At 52.2% G+C, this 16032-nt stretch carries 14 protein-coding genes and 5 tRNA genes; 4 read left to right on the forward strand and 15 right to left on the reverse strand.

What is annotated here, in order from left to right:
* Window positions 1-21 precede the first annotated feature (21 nt).
* Complete coding sequence (locus IZU99_09105) at window positions 22-1275, forward strand: D-alanyl-D-alanine carboxypeptidase family protein (protein UOO37404.1); 1254 nt, start codon at window positions 22-24, stop codon at window positions 1273-1275.
* A gap of 20 nt (window positions 1276-1295) precedes the next feature.
* Window positions 1296-2144: a hypothetical protein gene (locus IZU99_09110; protein ID UOO37405.1), complete on the forward strand. Its 849-nt coding sequence runs from the start codon at window positions 1296-1298 to the stop codon at window positions 2142-2144.
* A gap of 233 nt (window positions 2145-2377) precedes the next feature.
* Here the strand turns inward: IZU99_09110 and IZU99_09115 are convergent, their stop codons facing one another.
* The 8 genes from IZU99_09115 to IZU99_09150 form a co-directional block, all read right to left on the reverse strand.
* Window positions 2378-3292: an Abi family protein gene (locus IZU99_09115; protein UOO37406.1), complete on the reverse strand. Its 915-nt coding sequence runs from the start codon at window positions 3290-3292 to the stop codon at window positions 2378-2380.
* A gap of 326 nt (window positions 3293-3618) precedes the next feature.
* A tRNA-Lys gene (locus tag IZU99_09120) sits at window positions 3619-3694 on the reverse strand.
* 6 nt (window positions 3695-3700) lie between these two features.
* Window positions 3701-3772, reverse strand: a tRNA-Gln gene (locus IZU99_09125).
* A 95-nt stretch (window positions 3773-3867) separates the two neighbouring features.
* Window positions 3868-3941: transfer RNA gene (locus IZU99_09130), tRNA-His, on the reverse strand.
* A 37-nt stretch (window positions 3942-3978) separates the two neighbouring features.
* Window positions 3979-4055: transfer RNA gene (locus tag IZU99_09135), tRNA-Arg, on the reverse strand.
* Window positions 4056-4087: 32 nt separating this feature from the next.
* Window positions 4088-4161: transfer RNA gene (locus IZU99_09140), tRNA-Gly, on the reverse strand.
* Window positions 4162-4287: 126 nt separating this feature from the next.
* Window positions 4288-5340 (reverse strand): aspartate carbamoyltransferase, encoded by a 1053-nt coding sequence (pyrB, locus tag IZU99_09145; protein UOO38803.1) that lies wholly within the window; start codon window positions 5338-5340, stop codon window positions 4288-4290.
* Window positions 5341-5535: 195 nt separating this feature from the next.
* Window positions 5536-6813 carry a LysM peptidoglycan-binding domain-containing protein gene (locus IZU99_09150; protein ID UOO37407.1) on the reverse strand — a complete coding sequence of 426 codons (1278 nt, stop codon included), beginning with the start codon at window positions 6811-6813 and terminating at the stop codon, window positions 5536-5538.
* 147 nt (window positions 6814-6960) lie between these two features.
* Between IZU99_09150 and asnS the strand changes: the two genes are divergently transcribed.
* Together asnS and IZU99_09160 are read left to right on the forward strand one after the other, a co-directional pair.
* Entirely contained in the window at window positions 6961-8337 is a 1377-nt protein-coding gene (asnS, locus tag IZU99_09155) for an asparagine--tRNA ligase (protein ID UOO37408.1), read from the forward strand.
* An 8-nt stretch (window positions 8338-8345) separates the two neighbouring features.
* A complete protein-coding gene (locus IZU99_09160) occupies window positions 8346-8558 on the forward strand; it encodes a DUF896 domain-containing protein (protein ID UOO37409.1) in 213 nt (70 codons plus the stop codon).
* 93 nt (window positions 8559-8651) lie between these two features.
* Here IZU99_09160 and IZU99_09165 read toward each other — a convergent pair whose 3' ends face one another.
* The 7 genes from IZU99_09165 to IZU99_09195 form a co-directional block, all read right to left on the reverse strand.
* A complete protein-coding gene (locus IZU99_09165; protein ID UOO37410.1) occupies window positions 8652-10946 on the reverse strand; it encodes an ATP-dependent Clp protease ATP-binding subunit in 2295 nt (764 codons plus the stop codon).
* A 40-nt stretch (window positions 10947-10986) separates the two neighbouring features.
* The gene (pgsA, locus tag IZU99_09170) at window positions 10987-11529 is read right to left on the reverse strand and encodes a CDP-diacylglycerol--glycerol-3-phosphate 3-phosphatidyltransferase (protein ID UOO37411.1); all 543 of its coding nucleotides are present in this window, start codon (window positions 11527-11529) and stop codon (window positions 10987-10989) included.
* Between the two features lie 25 nt (window positions 11530-11554).
* The gene (locus IZU99_09175; GenBank protein UOO37412.1) at window positions 11555-12256 is read right to left on the reverse strand and encodes a CvpA family protein; all 702 of its coding nucleotides are present in this window, start codon (window positions 12254-12256) and stop codon (window positions 11555-11557) included.
* 25 nt (window positions 12257-12281) lie between these two features.
* Entirely contained in the window at window positions 12282-13406 is a 1125-nt protein-coding gene (locus IZU99_09180; GenBank protein UOO37413.1) for a hypothetical protein, read from the reverse strand.
* A 121-nt stretch (window positions 13407-13527) separates the two neighbouring features.
* Window positions 13528-14292, reverse strand: a complete 765-nt coding sequence (truA, locus tag IZU99_09185) for a tRNA pseudouridine(38-40) synthase TruA (protein UOO37414.1) — start codon at window positions 14290-14292, stop codon at window positions 13528-13530.
* A 20-nt stretch (window positions 14293-14312) separates the two neighbouring features.
* Window positions 14313-15116: an energy-coupling factor transporter transmembrane protein EcfT gene (locus IZU99_09190; GenBank protein ID UOO37415.1), complete on the reverse strand. Its 804-nt coding sequence runs from the start codon at window positions 15114-15116 to the stop codon at window positions 14313-14315.
* A complete protein-coding gene (locus IZU99_09195) occupies window positions 15109-15975 on the reverse strand; it encodes an energy-coupling factor transporter ATPase (protein ID UOO38804.1) in 867 nt (288 codons plus the stop codon). The genes IZU99_09190 and IZU99_09195 overlap by 8 nt, the downstream gene beginning before the upstream one ends.
* Window positions 15976-16032: the final 57 nt, after the last annotated feature.

Here is a 16032-nt window from a genome sequence, read left to right on the forward strand (position 1 = left end):
GAAAGGCAGGTGCGAATGCCAATGAAGAAAAGCCGTTTCGCAGCGTTTTTTCTCTGTTTGCTGCTATGCGCCCCGTGCGAGGTGGCCTTGGCCGCTCAGGAACCCGAAGCACCGGTGCTCCGCCAGTATACGGCCGAGCTGACTGCGTTGACGAGTTCAAAATACTATTGGGATGACGATACACAGCGTTATCTTGATTATAAGGTGCTCCATCCTGACGCGTCATGGGTATCCGTCATAACAAATGTCAATATCGGTCTTGATCACGATTTTTATACCGACACGGTCAGCGCTATAAATATCGGCAGTACGAACGTGCTCGTCAACAAATACCACGCGCTGCCGAAAACGTATGTCCCAAAGGGCCTAGAGACGATTAACGCCAAATACAGCGTTGGGACACAAAAACTCACCCGCTCCGCCCGGCTCGCTTTTGAAAAAATGTGCGCAGACGCCAAAAAGCTTGGGTATAAAATCTTTGCCACATCTTCCTACAGAAGCTACGACAAGCAAGCGGCCGTCTACGACAGCTTTTATACGCCGGATGACCCAACGGTGCAGGACCGTCTGGCGGCACGCCCCGGCTACAGCGAACACCAGACAGGCCTTGCCGTCGACGTTATTCGTTCCAGCACCGCTCTTACAAACACATCAACCTATAAATGGTACGTAAAAAACGCCTATAAATACGGCTTTATTATCCGCTATCCCGACGGAAAAGAGTCTGTCACCGGGTACAGCTTCGAGCCCTGGCATCTGCGTTATGTCGGTGTTAAGCTGGCGACTGCCGTTTTTAAAAGCGGCCTGACGTTTGACGAATACTACGCGCAGGAAATCGCGCTGCCCGTTAAATCGGGCGTCGTTAAGGCCGTTGGTCTCACGGTGACAGCCCAAATTTCCGTTGCCGGTCTGATTACGCAACTGTCAACAATTGAGGTTAACGGGAATACATATTTCAAATTGCGGGACATTGCTGCATTGCTGAACAAAACGTCCCTTCAGTTTGATGTAGCGTGGGACCCGGCGGCGCAAAAAATTGTCCTTTTAAAGGGCAGCCCGTACACTGGAGACCCGACGATCACGGTTGTGGACGCGAACAAGACCGCTCTTGTCACATCGTCAATACCAGCACTCGCCCTCGGTGACGTCATCAGTCCTGCAAGCGCCATCAACACCGGCGGCACGACCTACGTCACGCTGCCAGACCTTGCCGCGCTCCTTGGTTTTACATACATGATTGACGAAGGTGGCGTCATTTATCTCAGCGGTGTTTAGATAAGATTTGAGGTGATGACGTGACCGCGGGAACAATAAATTGGCTCTCTTCAAACCTCTCCGGCGTTGTCGCCTTGACAGCCTTTCTCGTGACAGCCGTCGGCTACTACCTGTCATTAAGCGAGTACTATAACAAAAAAGCCTATTGGGACTATTTTTATATCCATGACCTGTGCCGGACAAGCATGCGCTCCGGCTTTCACCCGGAATATTTGTCGCTTGCCGCCGTCATCCTGCTGGTCGCCAGCTTGATTATCTGCTACTTATTTCAAAACAAAGCTTTTTTTATCATCGATTGGCCTGTCAAGCTCCTGATTCTGTGTATCGCCATTTTTGCCGTCGTGTCTCTCGCGCTGTTCTTGATTCTTTGGAAATTCCTGCTGCCAGAAGTCAATGAGCAGGGAATCTGGAAAAAGCGCCAATTTCTCAAGCATATTGGGCTTCAGGCTTTATTCATTGCCATCGGGATAACAGGCGCGTGCCTTGTTTTTCTCCTTGCCATTGTCTTTTTCATGCTTCAAGGCTTCAATTTGGTTTCAATCGTTCTCATAGCCTTCGTCCTTGTCGCTTTGCAATTTGCCAATTACTCTTATAATCAGCGGCAGCTTGCCCACAAAAAGTGGCTGTTTATAACGACATACCAGAATTCAACCTTTGCCGTGATAGAAACAAACAGCGACTTTATGCAGCTTGTGGCGTGCCACATCACCGGCGACCGGAAGCAATGCGCCGAGCTTGTGCTTGATGACGTTGTATTGTTGAAGACAAGGACAATCGCGTTTGAGAAAATGTATTTTGCCCAAATAAACCGCCGGATCAATCATAAAACCCGCCGCCGGAAAAGAAGCATCTTTAAAATTTTTGAATAACAGAAATTTTCAGAAAGTAATAAATCACCAAAGAAAAGAGAGCTTGCAATCACTTGCAAGCTCTCTTTTTTGGTGACCCGTCCGCGACTCGAACACGGGACACCCTGCTTAAAAGGCAGTATTTTATTATATCAGACTACCTCAATTTTACACCTGTTTTTCTATGGTCAAACTGCAGCCGAATTATTTTAAGTATTTCGTGTATGTCGGTGAATTCCGTTCCATATCAGCCTTTACCGCTTTTTTGTTGTCATTTGTGTGGAAACTAGGTTATTTGTAGTATCTAGTTTTTCAGTACTGTTTAATAAGTCTGTCCAATTTGTAGGAAATCCAATATGGTTAAGTTTAATAACACCATCGTACTCATTTATCAGAGCCTCAAGTGCCGTTAATGTCTCACTATTCCATCGTTGTTTATCTGGAAATAGGTATTTTATTATGCAAATATAATCAAATACTGTATTGCTCAGTTGGCGGTATCTTTCTGGCGTTTTTGGAAATTTTGAAAATCTCCGGTAATATAACCGCCCATAATGCGCGCAAATATTTCGTATGTCCGTACAGCAAGCCAGCCAGCTCTGTAATACATCTGCATTAACGGCAAAATCATTTTCTGCAACTGATCGACGGTCTACACCCTTTAAATCAGCAAAGAAAAATGATAACATCCCAAATGTAAACAATTCAACTGCAACCCATATCGGGAATTGACCCTCATAGTTCTCGAGGTGGTGCTTAACGTATAGGACATTTCTATTATTACTAATTTCAGCCTTAATCTTATTTTCAAAAAGTTCATGTTTGTGTTTCTGGTTGAAGTTGTTGCTGTCTTTATAGCCCAACGCGCCATATTCATGCGAGTGATAGTACGCTAATCTTGTCCTAAGTTTTATTTCAATCTCCTCTATAGCAGTTAAAAGGATTCGTCGCAATTTCCGGTCAAATTCGTAAATGTTATATATTCGTTCAATAGTGACGTCAAAATATGTATCATCAGCTTTTTTGAAGGGTAAAAAATATGCGGTAAGTCTATAGTAGTTGACATTTTGAAGAATTTTTTGGCATTCCCCATCATCAGAAATCTGGCACCCACGAGCTCTTAATTTTATTATTTGCTGCTCGTATGTTGTCGGTTGCTTTACCTCCACAAAATTTCCTCTCCGTCTATAAAAAATAAATGCCCCCCCGGGGACACTTCACACATTTCTGTGGAGAGGTGCGGGGGGTCCTGTTATCTTTATTATACACAGGATGAAAGGATTTGCAACACAATGCAATTTTGCACTGTGAATTTGGGCACTATATATTGTGCTTTAGCGAAAATTTTTGTCAATTATTTAAAAATTTTTTTAAATATGCAAAAAAACCACTGGACATTACGGGATTCAAGTTGCTGCCGATGGTTGCTAAACGTTACTAACAAATCTATATAAAAACAAAAAGTCCTGTAGTTCTTGTAACTACAGGACTTTTTTGGTGACCCGTCCGCGACTCGAACGCGGGACACCCTGCTTAAAAGGCAGGTGCTCTGCCGACTGAGCTAACGGGTCATATAACTGGGATGGCAGGGTTCGAACCTGCGAATGCCAGAGTCAAAGTCTGGTGCCTTACCGCTTGGCTACATCCCATGATCGGGACCTCTGGCTGGACTGGCGCTTGAGACGGGTGACGGGGCTTTGCATTATTTCAGTCCTTTTCGGGCGAAAAGGACTGAAAAGATAAGGGTGGATGAAGGGATTCGAACCCTCGACCCTCGGAACCACAATCCGATGCTCTAACCAACTGAGCTACACCCACCATTTGGGGAATGAAACCATTCCCTTTTTGGCCCTGCTGGCACGCCAAAAGGGATTCGAACCCCTGACCTACTGCTTAGAAGGCAGTTGCTCTATCCTACTGAGCTATTGGCGCGTATTAAAAAACGCCGTCTACTTTAAATTGATTGGAGCGGGTGATGGGAATCGAACCCACGCGGCCAGCTTGGAAGGCTGGAATTCTACCATTGAACTACACCCGCATGCGTCGGAAACTGAAACGGCGCTCCCACCGCTTCGCCCAGACGCAGCGGCAGCTGCCTGCGCGAAGGCCGGTTTTTTGTAACGCGGCCGTAAAACGACGGCTTAAAAATAATAGCATTCGGCCATTAAAATGTCAATATCTTTTTATCACAGTAGGCGCAGCTGCCCGCTTTAACAAGCGGCGGCAAATAGAGCTCTGAGGCCGTAATACATCTGGAATTTTGGCAGCAGCGCGGCGTGTCAAAACCGGCCGGGCCTGTTGCCTGCCGCTCGAAATGGCTCATTTTATAGAGCAGCGCCATGCGGATAAACATACCGTAGCGCGCCTGCTCAAAGTAAACGGCACGCGGGTCGTCATCCACGTCGCGTGCGATTTCGTCCAGCCGTGGCAGCGGGTGCATGACAAGCATGTCCGCCTTGGCGTGACGGAGCTTATCCCGCGTCAGAACGTAAATGCTTTTAAGACGCTCGAACTCGGCAGGATCATTAAACCGCTCGCGCTGGATGCGTGTCATATACAAAACGTCAAGCTCCGGCAGCGTCTCTTCCAGATTCGTCACTTCGACAAAGTTCTGATGGTTGGCCTTTAAATACTCCGTCATATAGTCCGGCATGGCCAGCTCGCGCGGGGCTATAAGGTAAAACTTAATGTCCGGGAATTTGGAAAGCGCCAGAATGAGTGAGTGCACCGTCCGCCCGTTTTTCAAATCGCCGCAGAGACCAACGTGCAGATTCTTGATGCCGCCGCGCTTTTGCGATATCGTCGTAAGATCCGTCAGCGTTTGGGTCGGGTGGAAATGGCCGCCGTCACCGGCATTGATGATCGGCACCTCGGAGTAAAGCGACGCCGCGAGCGCCGCGCCTTCGTGTGGGCTGCGGATAACGATGGTGTCGGCGTATGAGCTCATCATGCGCACCGTATCGGCAAGCGATTCCCCCTTGGCCATTGACGTCGCGCTCGGCTCTGAAAAGCCGAATACACTGCCGCCAAGACGCATCATGGCCGACTGAAAGGAGAAATTCGTCCGCGTACTCGGCTCGTAAAAGAGCGAAGCCATTACCCTGCCGCTGCAGGAGAGGCTAAAGTCGTTCGGATGTGCAATGATGTCGCAGCAGAGGGCGTACAGCTCGTCCCACCACGATACGGTGACATCCTCAATGCTGATGAGATGCCGCAGTGCCAAAACATCTCGCCTCCCCGTGTCAATATGTAAAAAGTATACCACATTTTATGGTTTTCGACAAGCAATCTTCCGCAAAATACATGCACTTACTCAAAGCAACCGCCGCCTGACGAAAGGGGACAAAGCGCTTATAAAACCAGCGGTGTTGCGGCCGGTACGCGGCGGTCTGTCCCCGTTTGAGCGCCGCCCTCAGACGACCTTGTTGATGCGGTACATCGCGTTGAGCACGAGAAATTGCGCTCTGAAGAGATCGTCAAGCGTCCAGTAGCTCAGGCCGCCAAGGCCATATTCATTCATGAGCCGGAGCCGTGCCTGAATACTGCGCGCGTCGTCAAACCACACCTCGTGCCGTTTGCCCTGCCGGTCATAATAGTTGAAAAATGGTGCCTGCGACTTTTCGTCGTAGCGGATCAGGGCACCCACGTCTGAAGCCAGTTCAACCGCCTCGGTGTTGGAAAGCGGCCGGGCTGTCGACCCCTGTACAAACGGCAGTGTCCAGTCATACCCGTAGTTCGGCATCCCCATCAGTATTTTCCGCGCCGGAATAGCGGTGACGGCGTAATCAAGCACTTTCCGAACCTGATCGATCGGGGCAACTGCCATCGCCGGCCCGGCGATATACCCCCATTCATACGTCATGATGATGACAAAATCAACGAGCGCACCGTGCACGGGATAGTCATGCGCCTCATATAGCGTGCCGACCTGTGATGCCGAGAGCTTCGGGGCGATGGCCGTCATGACGATGTATCCCTCGTTATGCAGCAGCGGGACGACACGGCGCAAAAACTGATTGTAGCTTTCGCGGTCATAAGGATAGATATACTCAAGATCAAAGATGACGCCTTCATAATCCCGCTGGCGGAGGGCCGCCATCATGTTCGTTATAAATGTATCCTGAACCGTTTCATCTGTTAAAAGCGCGTGGGCTATGTCGCTGGAAAAGCCGCCGCTTGGCTGGATATTGGTGACACACAGCATTGGCGCGACACCGGCGCGTCTGGCCTCTTGCCGGAGCACATCGTCTTTGACCGGCGTAATACCGCCGCCTTCATCGGCCATCCAGGAGAAGAGGCTTATGTACGTCAGAGACGGATACGATTCCCGCAACGCCTCCTTCGGTGCGGTGACGGTAAAACCGTTGACGCTGACAGACCCGAGCATGACGTCCGGGAACGGTATGGTGATCGTCTGGCCGGGGTATAATCTGGAACGGTCCGTCAGGGACGGATTGGCGGCGACAAGGGCGGCGACGCTGGTGCCGTAAGTACGCGCAATGGTATAAAGGCTATCGCCCGGCTTCACCTGATAGGCAACGCTCGTCACGGGGATGAAAAGTGCCTGGCCCTCCACAAGGCGCAGCGGGTCGCGAATCTGATTGTCATAGACGAGCGCGTCAACCGATACGCCATATTTATTGGCAATAGCATACAGGCTGTCACCCCGCCTGACGGTGTATATGGTCAATATGATCATCCTTTCTGCCAATTGACATGGCATAATATTTTATTGTATTCCTGACCACGCGGTATTGACTCTTGGACGAAGCGCGCCGATAATAATAAAAGCGGGGCAACGCGGCCCCGACGGATGCAATTAGAGGTGACACAGCAGATGATACGCGATCAATACACGCTCATAGACGATCTTTTCAAGCAGCCGCCCGCTGACGGTGACGATGTTGCCCTACGCGGCTGGATTCGTACAAACAGAGATAACGGCCATATCGGCTTTATCGATTTAAACGACGGGTCGTGCTTCTTAGGCTGTCAAATCGTCTATGATATGGACGAAAACAATATATTGAAGGACGCTTCAAAGTTTCCAACAGGAGCCGCCATTCGTGTATCCGGCCGATTTGTCGCAACGCCGGGGGCCAAGCAGCCCTTTGAAGTCCGCGCGGCGGCTATAACGCTATTCGGCGGGTGTGACCCGGATTACCCGATGCAAAAAAAGCGGCATTCGCTTGAGTTCCTCCGGGAAATACCGCACTTAAGGCCGCGCACGAACACGTTTTCCGCCCTCTTTCGGGTGCGTTCTCTCGTCTTTGGCGCGGTCCACGCGTATCTGCAGTCACATGGCTTTCTCTATATCACGCCGCCCATCATCACCGGCAACGACGCCGAGGGCGCGGGTGAAATCTTTACCGTCACGACGCGCGCCGACAGCGACTATGAAAAGGATTTTTTTGGCCGCCATGCCTGCCTGACCGTATCCGGCCAGTTGCACATTGAGCCGTTTGCGCTCAGCTGTGACAAGGTCTATTCCTTCGGCCCAACCTTTCGGGCGGAAAATTCCAACACGACGACGCACGCCAGCGAATTTTGGATGGCCGAGCCGGAGATGGCGTTTGCCGACCTTGACGACGACATGGCCGTTATGGAAGACCTTATCCGATCCTGCGTGAAAACTGTCCTTCAAGGGGCAGGGGCGGAGCTGCGCTTCTTTAACGATTTTATTGACAAGGACAAATCACTTATAAGCCGCTTGCAGGCGGTGGCCGAAACGCCCTTTCAGGTCATCACCTATACTGAGGCGATTGATCGCCTGAAAAAGTCCGGTGAAAGCTTCCGCTACCCCGTCGAGTGGGGTACCGATCTTAAAACGGAGCATGAGCGCTATATCTGCGAAAAAGTTGCGCAAGGCCCCGTCTTTATCACCGATTATCCGAAGGACATCAAGGCCTTTTACATGCGTTTGAATGACGACGGGAAGACGGTTGCCGCCTGCGACCTCTTAGTACCCGGCGTCGGCGAGCTCATCGGCGGGTCCCAGCGCGAGGAGCGCCATGATGTGCTTTTGCGCCGCATGCAGGAGATGAACGTTCCCGCCGATGCGCTCTCCTGGTATACGGACTTGCGGCGCTTCGGCTCTGTCCCCCACGCCGGTTTCGGTGTCGGTCTGGAGCGGCTTGTGATGTATCTGACCGGCATCGGCAACATCCGCGATACGATTCCATACCCCCGTACGCCGGGAAATCTCATCTTTTAGGAGCTTTTATGGAACAGGTAAAAATCGACAGGCTGAATGAACTGGCCCGCAAAGCGAAAACAACATTGCTGACGGATTCGGAGAAAGAAGAGCAGAAAGCGCTGCGTGCGGAATACTTGTGCGCCGTCCGTGCCTGCCTGGAAGAGACGCTTGACAACACCGTCATAGAGCGCCCCGACGGCACGAAGGAAAAGCTCAAACGCCGGGAGCAATCATCATGAAGAGATACGGCTTTTGAGAGCACATCAACAGCAAAAAAGATGGTAGGCACAAAACGTGTCTACCATCTTCTCATGCAATCAATTAAAGGCTCATTACGCAGCCAGGATTTCAATCTCGCCGCTGACGGCGGTGAGGCCAATGCGGCTCGTCTGGCGGGTATAATTGGCGATGATCTCAGAGGCGATCCGGTCTTCCACCTCACGTTGGATGAGGCGGCGCAGATTTCGGGCGCCGTATGTTTGTGAAAACGACTTTTTGACAAGATAATCAATAAGGCTGTCGTCATACTGGAGTTCAAGCTTCTTCTCAAGCATCACATCACGCAGCTCGTCAAGCATGAGGCGGGCGATCTTCTTGAAGTCCTCTTCGGAGAGATGATTGAAGTAGACGAGCTCGTCGATACGGTTGATGAATTCCGGGCGCAGGAAATCGTTGAGCGCCTTGATGGCTTTTTCCTTCCCCTGCTCATTGATCGAGCGGTTAAAGCCGACGGCCCCGTCCTTCCGGTCGCTGCCGGCATTCGTCGTCATGATGATGACGGTGTTTTCAAAGTTAACGGTGCGGCCGTGTGCATCGGTAATATGGCCGTCGTCCAGAATCTGAAGAAGGATATTCATCACGTCGGGGTGTGCCTTTTCGATTTCGTCAAATAAGATGACGCTGTAAGGCCGCCGCCGGATTTTCTCTGTCAGCTGTCCCGCCTCGTCGTATCCCACATAGCCCGGGGGCGAGCCGATAATGCGAGAGACGGCGTGCTTTTCCATAAACTCCGACATATCAAGCCGGATGAGCGCCTCCGGCGCGTCGAACAAGTCCTCCGCCAGGCGCTTGACGAGCTCGGTCTTGCCCACGCCCGTCGAGCCGATGAAGATGAAGGAGACCGGCTTATGCTTTGCCGATATGCCGACGCGGTTGCGGCGGATGGCGGCACAGACGGCATCTACCGCCTCGTCCTGCCCGATAATGTGCGTTTTCAGGCGCTTATCGAGCTCGTTGAGGCGTTTATATTCGTCCTCGCGGATACTCGCTGCGGGAATTTTTGTCCACAGCTCGATCACGCGGGCGAGGTTATCAATGGTGAGCTCTGGGTTTCCCTTCGTCTCCAGGCGCGCCAGCTCATCAGATATCTGCATATCACGGCTGCGGATCGTGGCAAGACGGGCATAGTCATCCCCGCTCTCCGCGCTCGACAACAGAAGCTCACGCTCTTTCAAAAGGTCGGCCTTTTCCTTGCGGATCATATCCATACGGGCGATCTGCTCACTTTTCAGGTTCATATCGGAGCAGGCCTCGTCAATAAGATCAATCGCCTTATCGGGCAGGAAGCGGTCAGTAATGTACCGCTCGGAGAGGACGACCGCCTGCCGGGCGATCTCGTCGGAAATCTTCACACCATGGAATTTTTCGTAATAGTGCTTGATGCCCTTGATGATCTCCACCGATTCGGCAATCGAGGGCTCGTTGACGGTGACCGGCTGGAAGCGGCGCTCTAAGGCCGTGTCCTTTTCGATGTGCTTTCTGTACTCAGTAAACGTCGTGGCGCCGATGACCTGAATCTCGCCGCGCGAGAGGGCGGGCTTTAAAATATTGGCCGCATTCATCGAGCCTTCGGCATCTCCCGCGCCGACGAGATTGTGCACCTCGTCGATCACAAGGATGATGTTCTGCTGTGCTTTAATCTCCTCGATAAGGCCCTTCATGCGGCTTTCAAACTGGCCGCGGAACTGCGTCCCGGCGACGAGCGCCGTCAGGTCAAGGAGATAGACCTCTTTGTCACGCAGCTTATACGGCACCTGCCCGTCGCAGATGCGCTGTGCGAGGCCCTCGGCAATCGCCGTTTTACCCACGCCGGGCTCACCGATGAGACAGGGGTTGTTTTTCTGCCGCCTGTTTAAAATTTGAATGACGCGCTCTGTCTCCACCGCCCGCCCGACCATGCGGTCAAGCTTGCCCTCGCGGGCGCGCTGCGTCAGGGAGATGCAGTAGCTCTCCAGATACTTTTTCTTTTTGCTGTTTTGGCCGGCGGAATCCTTTTCTTTTTGCTCCCGGCCGGGGCGCGGGAATTCATTCGGCGCGGCCGGATCGTCCGGCCCGCTGAAGAGCCTGTTCAAAAATGGAAAGGTGGCCGTCTTGCCTTCCTCCTCGCCGTTTTCCGATTCCGTCAGACTTTCAACGCCGCCCATAGCTTCCATCATCTCATCAGTCAGACTGTCTAGGTCTTCGTCGGTCAGCCCCATTTTTTTGATGATATCTTCAACCGGCTTGATATTGAGTTCCTTGGCACATTTTAAGCACAGGCCCTCGTTTGTCGATACGCCGTTCTCAATTTTTGTTATAAAGATCACAGCGGCATTCTTTTTGCATCGTGCACAAATTGTTGGTCGCATTCAGATTACCTCTTCAAAGCTGTTTTGCAATTATATATATTCAGCCGCCGCGCTTCTTCATGATATGAATAAAGGTGATGGTATAGCTAAACAGCGCCGTCAGCATCAAAAGGATGGCGGCGGAGATCATAGCCGTTGCGGCAGGCTCCGGTATGTCCTTAACTAACATCAGTGTAACACAGATCACGAAAAACACAACGGTGGAAGTCTTCCCAATAATATTGGACGGCGGAATTTCTCCGCCTCTTTTTTGGCGGATGATGAAGCCGCCGATGAGCATCATCATCTCTTTTATTAAAACGACGACGACAGCCCAAACGGGTATGACACCGCTGATGGTGATGCAGATCAGGGCAGCGAGCGTCATCAGCTTATCACCAACCGGGTCGAGTATCTTGCCAAGATTTGTAATCAAATGATATTTCCTGGCGACATAACCGTCCAGAAAATCCGTAAACGAGGCCACGGCATAGACTGCCGCCGCGTAAACCTTGATCGCCCCCGATTCGTAAAAGTATATCATGACGAAGGCGGGAACAAGGAAGATCCGGATGATCGACAGGATGTTCGGTACGTTTTTCATCAGCACCACCTACTGCACAAGTCTGTTATATGCCGAGAATACTTGAGAGCGGATTAACGTTGAGTATGTATTTCAGCACCGTCGTTTTTTCAATCGTCCCGGCGGACAAAATGCCGAGATAACGGACAATGACAGCCAGCGCAAACACGATGAGAACGCCCTTTGCAAAGCCAAGAATCAGCCCGATGACCTGATCCGGTAGCGCAACGCCCGGGATCGAAAAGGCAAGGTTTATGATATTCCCCACAAACGCGAATATAACGGTCAGCAGCAAAAACGCCAGCGCAAAGACAATCACGTACGACAGCGCATCACTCAGGCGATTCGTCAGATAGTCCGTCATCTGCCGACCAACCGTCGTAATTTCCGCGCTGACCTTTTCAGCCAGATGAGAAGCCGCGCTTTTGGCAACACCCACGTCTCGGAGCATCGCAAAGCTGACCTTGTAAACGTCTGTTTTGTCGGTTTCCTTAATAACGGCGTCCTGCGTTTTAGCCTCACCGCTTTTGAGCACGTCTGTTGAAGCCTTGTCGACGACGCCCGCGACGAACGGTTCGATCATACCGGTCACTTCACTGGAAAAAGCCGAGGCCGCCAGTGATGCGCCATAAATTGCAGCAATAATGGAAAGAAGCCCGAAGATACCGCGGATGAAGCCGTTTTTGTACCCTCTCCAGGCGGAAAACGCAACAAGTAAGACGAGAATGATGTCAATGGCAATGCTCAAGCAAAAATCTCCTCTCCAGTCCGTATCAGCCGCAGACGGCCGCGGAATGCGTTGTGATTAATAGGGCTGTGCCACCCGAACGCATAATCGTTTTGACGGCGCCCGTTGTCTCATCAAAGCGGACGCGCTCCTTGAGATTCTTTGTGTAGATCACGAGACCGTCGTCGTATAAAACGGCCACGCTGTCATCCTTCGCTGAGACGGACAGTACCTTTCGCGTTGTCTCAAGTGTTCCGAGTGTTCTGCCGGTGGCGTCAACAGTCGTCAGTGTGCCCTGACTGCCGACAAGATAGTCGCTTAACAAGAGCACCGCAAAGCCGTCTCCCCCGTTATCAAATGTCTTAAGGTATTTATCGGTATAATCTTTTAATTCCTCGGCCTTGCCGTTATCTCGAACAAGACGCAGCGCGCTGCCGGAAACCAGCAGCACACTGCTGTTATCAGTATACTGTATGCCAAGCGCCACTTCGCCGGGCAGCGTGCAAGACGCTTTTTCATCGGTGCTTGACAAAGAAAAGAAGACGACGCGGCTGCCGCTGTCTGTCAGCGTCAGAACGGCAAGGCTTTTATGATCCGGCGAAACCTGCGCTGTCAGCACATACCCCTGACCGGAGTGCAGGTTGTAAACCTCATCTCCCTTGGCATTATAGACCGTCACAAGGCCTTTATAACCGGACTCCTCCGTGCTGAGCGCGACATAGCCGCTTTTGCTGACGGTTGCGGCGATGATCCGGCCGTTTGTTGTCAACGATTTTGTCTCACCGGCTGTGGTGAAAAATTTTAAAATTCTGCCGCCCTGATCATACGCAACGGCAACCTCGCCGTTTGACGCAACGGCGGGACTTTGCAGTGCGACTGTTTCGCCGAACGCTTTTTCACCATTTTTATCATAGACGGCGATGCCGACATTTGAGCAGACGGCAAGGCTGCCGCCAAGGTCTGCAAAAGCGTCACCGCTGGACGCATCAAAGGCGAAGCGCGACGTAATCGTACCGCCGCCTGAAAAAAGCCGTCGGAAACCGTCTGCACTCAGGCTGCCGGTCTTAATCAGAACGGCGGCGACAAGGGAGACGGCGGCGAGGATAAAAACGGATACGGCGAGCCGCAGTGCCCGGCCTTTCTTCTTTTTTCTCATTTTGCTGTGTGCCATACGTGCGCCTCTGGTCATTGACGTTCCGGTTGTCAGGCATCTAACTGCCTCAGGAACAGTTTACCATTATTCATCCATAAAAGATACTGTTTTCCGTGCACCTTTTTAAATAATCGAAAGGCTATTCCCGCATCATTGCGCCGACGAGGCCGTCATACCACAGCCGTGTCAGGTACAGCCCGCCGGGCGGGACGGTGGGGCCTGTTAAACGCCTGTCGCCTGCCTCCAAAAGCCCCGGTATCTCACTTGGCTCTATTTTCCCCTCGGAGACATACAGGAGTGTTCCCGCCATGGCACGCGCCATGTTATATAGGAAGCCGTCGGCGCAAACGCGCAGCTCAACAAGCGGGCCGTTTTGCTCAACGTCAAACCAAAAAACAGTCCGTACCGTCGTCTTCGTTTCGGTTCCCACGGAGCGGACGGCTTTGAAGTCGTGCGTTCCGACAAAATGGCGCGCCGCCGCCGCCATCGACATGATGTCAAGCGGTACGGGATAAAACAGCGCCCTGTCGGCATAAAACGGATTACGGCGTCTGTCATTATAGACACGGTAGGTATATTCTTTTTTAACGCAGGACAGGATGGCGTTGAAATCATCCGATGTGTCAACGGCAGCTACGGCGGCGATATCGGGCGGCAGCAGCGTATTGAGCGCCAGCGGCAGCCTGTCGGCCGGAATGCGCGCCGTTGTTCTAAAATTCGCGCAGTAGCACTCAGCGTGAACGCCTGCGTCCGTCCGCCCGCACCCCGTCAGTTTCACGGGATGCTTGCAAAGCGCTTCCAGGGCTGTGCGAACTGTACCGGCAACCGTCACATCAGTTTTCTGTTCCTGCCAGCCGTGATAGTTTGTCCCGTCGTACATCAAACGCAGCGCAATATTTCTCATCTTTCAGCGCTCCCGCGGCGTCACAGCCCAAATATTTTTAAGATAATGACCGCCGCCAGAACAAGTGCTGCCAGAATAAAGGCGGTCGTGTCCCGCGCGCCCAGCTTCAGGACCTTCATGCGCGTGCGGCCCTCGCCCCCGTGATAGCAGCGGCTCTCCATCGCGACGGCCAGCTCGTCGGCACGGCGGAAGGCGCTGATAAAAAGCGGTACGAGAATCGGCAGCATCGCTTTCGCCCGTCGGACAAGGTTGCCCGAATCAAAGTCGGCGCCGCGCGCGCGCTGGGCACTGATGATCTTATCGGTCTCTTCAATAAGCGTCGGTATAAAGCGCAGGGCAATGCTCATCATCATCGACAGCTCATGAACGGGCACACGGAGCTTTTTCAAAGGATTAAAAAGCCGCTCCATCCCGTCGGTCAGCGCAATCGGCGACGTTGTATATGTCAGCAGAAACGTCCCCGTAATCAGCATGACAAGGCGGACAACCATTGCCCCCGCCGTGATGACGCCCTCATACGTCACCGTGATGATCCAAAAGTGAAACAGTGGTGTGCCGCGGGTAAACAGAACGTTGAGTATAAACGTAAAAATGATGATCACTAACAAAGGTTTGACGCTGCGCAGAATCGTCTTGAAGCCGATTTGCGACAGGAGGATGCATGTGAGCAAAACAACAAACATCAGGCTGTAAGAATAGATCCCCTGCGCCGTAAAAAGGGCCACAATATAGACAAACGTCAGGATAAACTTTGTCCGCGGGTCGAGCCGGTGGACAATGGAATCACCGGGGAAATACTGGCCAAGCGTGATGTCTTTAAGCATCCGGCTGCCCTCCCTTCAGTACCGAGAGGGCTCTTTTAAGCCGGTCAACCGTGTAGATATCGCGTTCGAGCGGCACGCCGAGTGCGCGCAGCCGCGCCGCCACCATCGCGGCTTTCGGAACGGTGAGGCCCATCCCGGTAAGCTGATCGCTCTTCGAAAACACATCGGCGGGCGTTCCCTTGAGGGCAATGGTGCCGCTGTCAAAAACGACAAGCCTGTCAACGGTGCGCGCAATATCCTCCATACTGTGGGTAACCATGATGACAGTGGCGTTTGTCGATCGTTGATACTGGCGGATATTTGCAATAATTTCATCCCGGCCGCGCGGGTCTAGCCCCGCCGTCGGCTCATCGAGGATCAGCACCTCCGGCAGCATGGCTATAACGCCCGCGATAGCGGCACGCCGTTTCTGCCCGCCGGAGAGCTCAAAAGGCGATTTCTCAAGGAGGCTCTCTGAGAGCCCGACGAACCCGGCCGCCTCGCGGACGCGCTCATCAATGTCCCGCTCGGATACGCCCATATTGCCGGGGCCGAACGCGATGTCTTTATAAACTGTCTCTTCAAACAGCTGGTATTCCGGATATTGAAAGACAAGGCCAACCTTAAAACGGACGGTGCGCGTTCTCTCCTTCGCGGCATGAATATCCTGCCCATCGAAAAAAACGCGGCCTGCCGTCGGCTTTAATAGGCCGTTTAAATGCTGTATAAACGTCGATTTCCCAGAGCCGGTGTGGCCAATAATGCCGAGATACTCACCGCGTTCGGCTTCAAAATCAATATCCCGAATCGCCACATGCTCAAACGGCGTGCCGATGCTGTAGATGTGGGACAGTTTTTCCGTTTTAATGATTGGTGCCAATCTCTTACCTTCCTTTGCGCGGTGCGTCTCTTCAACCGATGACGCCCAAAAAACGGG

It is taken from the genome of Oscillospiraceae bacterium CM, from assembly GCA_022870705.1.
GTDB lineage: Bacteria > Bacillota > Clostridia > Oscillospirales > Oscillospiraceae > Sporobacter.

Bases quoted from the DNA above. Each gene is read 5' to 3' on its own strand.
- asnS (UOO37408.1), top strand. From the start codon at position 6,961: ATGATACGCGATCAATACACGCTCATAGACGATCTTTTCAAGCAGCCG.
- IZU99_09180 (UOO37413.1), bottom strand. From the start codon at position 13,406: ATGGCACACAGCAAAATGAGAAAAAAGAAGAAAGGCCGGGCACTGCGG.
- IZU99_09105 (UOO37404.1), top strand. From the start codon at position 22: ATGAAGAAAAGCCGTTTCGCAGCGTTTTTTCTCTGTTTGCTGCTATGC.
- IZU99_09165 (UOO37410.1), bottom strand. From the start codon at position 10,946: ATGCGACCAACAATTTGTGCACGATGCAAAAAGAATGCCGCTGTGATC.
- IZU99_09190 (UOO37415.1), bottom strand. From the start codon at position 15,116: ATGCTTAAAGACATCACGCTTGGCCAGTATTTCCCCGGTGATTCCATT.
- pgsA (UOO37411.1), bottom strand. From the start codon at position 11,529: ATGAAAAACGTACCGAACATCCTGTCGATCATCCGGATCTTCCTTGTT.
- IZU99_09160 (UOO37409.1), top strand. From the start codon at position 8,346: ATGGAACAGGTAAAAATCGACAGGCTGAATGAACTGGCCCGCAAAGCG.
- truA (UOO37414.1), bottom strand. From the start codon at position 14,292: ATGAGAAATATTGCGCTGCGTTTGATGTACGACGGGACAAACTATCAC.